Raw genomic sequence first — 4,895 nt, forward strand, 5'->3', positions numbered from 1 at the left:
AAGCCCCCGCCGGAGCCGCGGCCGGCCGACCCGCGCCAGACGGATGGGCGGCCGATGGACCCGCGGCAGGTCGACCTGCGCCTCGTGCCCGGCGGCGTCGCGCTCACCTCCGGCCTCAGCGCCCACGGGGTCGGCAAGACGTACAAAAAGCGGCCGGTCGTGCGCAACGTGTCGATCAACGTCCGCCGCGGCGAGGCGGTGGGGCTGCTGGGTCCGAACGGGGCGGGCAAGACCACGACGTTCTACATGATCGTGGGCCTCGTGAAGCCCGACACCGGCACCATCACCCTCGACGGCGCCGACATCACCACGCTGCCGATGTATCGCCGCGCGCGCCTCGGCATCGGCTACCTGCCGCAGGAGGCGAGCGTGTTCCGCGGCCTCAATGTCGAGCAGAACGTGATGGCGGCACTTGAGGTCGTCGAATCCTCGGCCGAGCAGCGGCGGCTGATGCTCGACGAGTTGCTGTCGGAGTTCGGCATCGGCCATCTGCGCCGCACCCCGGCACTCGCGTTGTCCGGCGGCGAGCGGCGGCGGCTTGAGATTGCCCGGGCGCTTGCGACGCAGCCGGGCTACATCCTGCTCGACGAGCCGCTGGCCGGCATCGACCCGATCGCGGTCGGCGAAATCCGCGATCTGGTGTCGCATCTCAAGCATCGCGGGATCGGCGTGCTCATCACCGATCACAACGTACGCGAGACGCTGGAGATCATCGATCGCGCCTACATCATGCACGATGGCCAGGTGCTGATGGAGGGACGGCCGCACGAGGTCGTGGCGCACGAGGACGTGCGTCGCGTCTACCTCGGCGAAAGGTTCAGTCTGTAGGATCGCATGGCGACGATCGCGCGCCCCGCCGTGCCGTTTTCTCGATCCGGGCTGAACTGACCCATGGCCATCGGACCACGCCTCGATCTGAGGCAGACGCAATCGCTGGTGATGACGCCGCAGCTGCGGCAGGCCATCAAGCTGCTGCAGTTCTCGAACATGGAGGTCGCGGGCTTCATCGAGGAGGAGCTCGAGCGCAATCCCCTGCTCGAACGCGACGAGCGGCCGGACCTGCCGGATGTCGAGCGCGCGGCGATCGATCAGCGGCCGGTGGCGAACGGCGTCGCCGACGCGGCCGATCATGTGCGCGGAGAGACTTTGCCGACGGCGGCGGAGACGCCGCTCGATTTCGACCATGCGGAAACCTATGACGCGGGCGGCGTCGCCGACGGCGCGCCCGACGGCGGCATGGGCGGCAGCCTCGGCGGCGGGATGGACGGCGGACGCGGCGGACGGGCGGACTTCGCCACCGATGACCGCGGCATCGAGGATCTGGTCGAAAGCCCGCGCAACCTGCGCGACCATCTCGGCGAGCAGCTGCGCCTGAGTTTCGGCGACGCCGCCGACCGGCTGATCGGCGCGCATCTGATCGCGCTGCTCGACCCGGCCGGACGGCTGACGGCGGCGCCGGAGGCGATCGCGCGGACGATGGGCGTGGACCTCGACCGCGTGGAGGCCGTGCGCGCGCGGATGATGCGCTTCGATCCGGTCGGCCTGTTCGCCCGCGACCTGCGCGAATGCCTCGCGGCTCAACTTGCGGAAAAGAACCGGCTGGACCCGGCGATGGCGGCCCTGCTCGACAATCTCGATCTGCTGGCGCGGCGCGAGATGCGGCGGCTGATGACCGTGTGCGGCGTCGATGCCGAGGACATGGCCGAGATGGTCGCCGAGGTGCGGGCGCTCGACCCGAAGCCGGCCGCGGCCTGGGACCACGCTCCCGCGGTCGCCCTGATCCCCGACGTGCTGATGCGTGCGACGCCCGACGGCGGCTGGATGCTGGAGCTCAATCCGGCGACGATGCCGCGCGTCCTCGTCAACCAGAGCTTCTATGCCAAGGTGGTGCCGCGTGCGGACCGGCAGGAGCGCAGCTTCCTCGCCGAACGGCTGCAGACCGCGAACTGGCTGGTCAAGTCGCTGCAGCAGCGGGCGCAGACCATCCTCAAGGTCGCCGCCGAGATCGTACGCCAGCAGGACGGATTTTTCCGCCACGGCGTCGCGCATCTGCGGCCGCTGATCCTGCGCGACATCGCCGACGCGGTGGAGATGCACGAAAGCACCGTCAGCCGCGTCACCGCCAACAAGTATATCGCGACGCAGCGCGGCACGTTTGAGCTCAAGTATTTCTTCACCACCGCGATCGCCGGCACCAGCGGCGAGACCCACAGCGCGGAAGCCGTCCGCCATCGCATCCGCGCCCTTGTCAGCGCCGAGACCGCTGACGACATCCTGTCAGACGATGCCATCGTGGCCGCCCTGAAGCGCGAAGGCGTGGACATCGCGCGGCGGACCGTGGCCAAATACCGCGAGGCGCTGCGTATCCCGAGTTCGGTCCAGCGCAAGCGGGAGAAGGCCGTGCCGGCCTGACCCGTCTGGACCCGGACGGAGGGTCGCGCGGCGCGCAAAGAGGGCGGCCGCACGGACAGACATGCGGGGGCGGCTGCCGGCCTGTCGGACACCCAGGCGCCGCACGGTGCGCGCGCCCACCGAAAGCCCCTCGAAGGGCGGGAGACGGTCAGCATGCAGATCACGGTTTCCGGCAAACAGGTCGAATTGTCGGATGCGCTGCGTACCCGCGTGGTCGAACACCTAGATACGATCACACGAAAGTATTTCGACCATGCGCTGGAGGTCGGCGTCACCTTCAGCCGCGCGCGCAGCTTTTTCACCTGCGACATCAACATGCATGCCGGTCGCGGACTGACGCTGCGCGGCGAGGGCGAGGCGGCGGACGCGCATGCCGCCTTCGACGACGCCGCCGAGCACATCGCCAAGCGCCTGCGTCGCTATCGCCGCCGCGTCAACGAGCATGCCCGCGACCTCGCGCATCGCGAACGCCCGGAGCCCGCGCGGCAATACGTGCTGCGCCACGAGGACGAGATACCGGCGGCCAACAGCGACGCCGGCGCGAACGTGTCGCTATCCTCCGCCTATGCCACGGTGGTCGCCGAATATCCGACGGAGATCGCGCTCCTATCGGTCGGCGAGGCGGTCATGCGCATGGACCTCGCGGATCAGCCGGTGATGATGTTCCGCAACAGTTCGTCAGGCGAGCTGAACGTGGTCTATCGCCGCCCGGATGGGCATGTGGGCTGGATCGACACCAGCGCCGCCCGCGATCGCTGACGCGCCGGGTGTTGCCGGCGACGCGGCCCGCGCTCGGCGGCCGCGTCGCCTGTCCCGCGTGTCGTCCGGGCGTCAGTGCACCAGGGCTGCCAGCATTTCGTGCTGACGGATGGCGGCGATCGCCACATCCCGGTCCTCGGTCACCGCCATCGGCGTCCCGTCGGCCCCGAAGATCGCGAAGGCGGTGGCGCCGTTGACGACCACCGGCTTGACATAGGCGATCTGCGAGACGCCGAGCCGGGCGAGCTGGTCGACGGAAATCGTATGCGGATCGAAGTGAACGGCCGCGCTGGGACCGCTCGGCTGCATGTCGATCTGTTCACGTGCGTTCATCGGTCTTCTCCTTGCCGACCATCGCATCCCATCGGTGGCGATGCGGCGGTCGCGTCATGTTCGGGACGCGCCGCGTCCCGTCGATTGCCTCGATGGGCGGTCAGGACCCGCCCGGGCCGTCCAGTACCCGCCCGTTGCCCGCCGCCTCGCGCGGCGCCGCGGCGGCGCCGTTGCGCGCCGGACGGGCGATCTCGATCGTGCGCACCCGCACTTCCGGCTGCGGGCGCATGAGATCGACATGCAGCAGGCCGTTGTCGAGCCACGCCCCCTTCACCTCGATCCCCTCCGCCATGACGAATGCCCGCTGGAACTGACGCGCCGCGATTCCGCGGTGGAGGAACACCCGCCCATGGCCGTCATCCTGCTGGCGGCCGCGTATGACGAGCTGATTGTCCTCCTGCGTGATCTGCAGGTCGTCCATCGTGAAGCCCGCGACCGCGAGCGTGATGCGCAGCCCGTTGGGGCCCGTCTGCTCGATGTTGTAGGGCGGGTAGCCGTCCGACGCCGTCTTGGACGCCCGCTCAAGCATCTGCTCGAGATGGTCGAAACCCAGGAACAGCGGCGAGGTGAAAACGCGGGTCGTCATGGGCGGCCTCCTCGGATCGGAGCGAAGCGGTGCCGGCACCCGAGAGCGGCATGCCGGCCCGAGGGATGTTGGCAGTGCCGCGACGGCTTGCAAGCCTCCCACTGCCACGCCTATTTCCGGCACGTGGACACGTCTCACCCCTACCCGTCTGAAAGCCTGGCGATCCGGCTGGTTCCCGATCCGGTGCTGCGGCGGCGCGCGCGCCCCGTCACATCCGACGACGCCGAGACGGTGCGGGGCCTGGTGCCGCGCATGTTCGCCAGCATGTACGCGGCCCCCGGGATCGGCCTCGCCGCGCCGCAGGTGGGCGTATCGCTGCGGCTCGTCACCATCGACCTGATGCCGGACAACCGGCCGGCGCCGATGGTGCTGGTCAACCCGGAGATCGTCGCCGCGAGCGAGGCGACGGCGACCCGCGAGGAAGGCTGCCTGTCGCTGCCCGGCCAGTACGCCGACGTCACCCGCCCGGCGCAGGTGCGGGTGCGCTACACCGACCTCGACGGCGTCCGCCACGACGTGGAGGCCGACGGGCTGCTGGCCGTGTGCCTGCAGCACGAGATCGACCATCTCGACGGGGTGCTGTTCGTCGATCATCTCTCGCCGCTGAAGCGCAACATGCTGCTGCGCCGGCTGGCCAAGGAGCAGCGGCAGAAGCGGGACGGCGGATGAGCACCGCCGCGCTGCGGCTCGCCTTCATGGGCAGCCCGGCCTTCGCCGTCCCGGCCCTGCAGGCCCTGCACGCAGCGGGTCACACGATCGCCGCCGCCTATACGCAGCCGCCCCGTCCCGCCGGGCGCGGCCAGGC

Annotated in this window: 6 protein-coding genes and 1 pseudogene; 5 read left to right on the forward strand and 2 right to left on the reverse strand. The window is 69.9% G+C overall.

Features of this window, described 5'->3' with window-relative positions; genetic code table 11:
* Window positions 1-54 precede the first annotated feature (54 nt).
* From lptB to hpf, 3 genes are all read left to right on the forward strand, one after another.
* The gene (gene lptB, locus B8460_RS03560; RefSeq protein ID WP_048860203.1) at window positions 55-828 is read left to right on the forward strand and encodes an LPS export ABC transporter ATP-binding protein; all 774 of its coding nucleotides are present in this window, start codon (window positions 55-57) and stop codon (window positions 826-828) included.
* A 63-nt stretch (window positions 829-891) separates the two neighbouring features.
* Entirely contained in the window at window positions 892-2,412 is a 1,521-nt protein-coding gene (rpoN, locus tag B8460_RS03565; RefSeq protein ID WP_048860199.1) for an RNA polymerase factor sigma-54, read from the forward strand.
* A gap of 153 nt (window positions 2,413-2,565) precedes the next feature.
* The gene (hpf, locus tag B8460_RS03570) at window positions 2,566-3,171 is read left to right on the forward strand and encodes a ribosome hibernation-promoting factor, HPF/YfiA family (RefSeq protein ID WP_048860200.1); all 606 of its coding nucleotides are present in this window, start codon (window positions 2,566-2,568) and stop codon (window positions 3,169-3,171) included.
* 72 nt (window positions 3,172-3,243) lie between these two features.
* On the opposite strand, the gene B8460_RS03575 is transcribed toward hpf, so the two are convergent.
* Window positions 3,244-3,504, reverse strand: coding sequence for a DUF1150 family protein (locus B8460_RS03575; RefSeq protein WP_241771095.1), 261 nt, complete (start codon window positions 3,502-3,504; stop codon window positions 3,244-3,246).
* A gap of 100 nt (window positions 3,505-3,604) precedes the next feature.
* A complete protein-coding gene (locus B8460_RS03580; protein ID WP_048860201.1) occupies window positions 3,605-4,090 on the reverse strand; it encodes an Hsp20 family protein in 486 nt (161 codons plus the stop codon).
* A gap of 123 nt (window positions 4,091-4,213) precedes the next feature.
* Between B8460_RS03580 and def the strand changes: the two genes are divergently transcribed.
* Both def and B8460_RS20815 read left to right on the forward strand, forming a co-directional pair.
* The gene (gene def / locus B8460_RS03585; protein ID WP_048860202.1) at window positions 4,214-4,759 is read left to right on the forward strand and encodes a peptide deformylase; all 546 of its coding nucleotides are present in this window, start codon (window positions 4,214-4,216) and stop codon (window positions 4,757-4,759) included.
* An 11-nt stretch (window positions 4,760-4,770) separates the two neighbouring features.
* Window positions 4,771-4,895: pseudogene (locus B8460_RS20815) on the forward strand (methionyl-tRNA formyltransferase); the annotation flags it as partial.

The organism is Acidisphaera rubrifaciens HS-AP3 (assembly GCF_000964365.1).
Taxonomy (GTDB): Bacteria; Pseudomonadota; Alphaproteobacteria; order Acetobacterales; family Acetobacteraceae; genus Acidisphaera; species Acidisphaera rubrifaciens.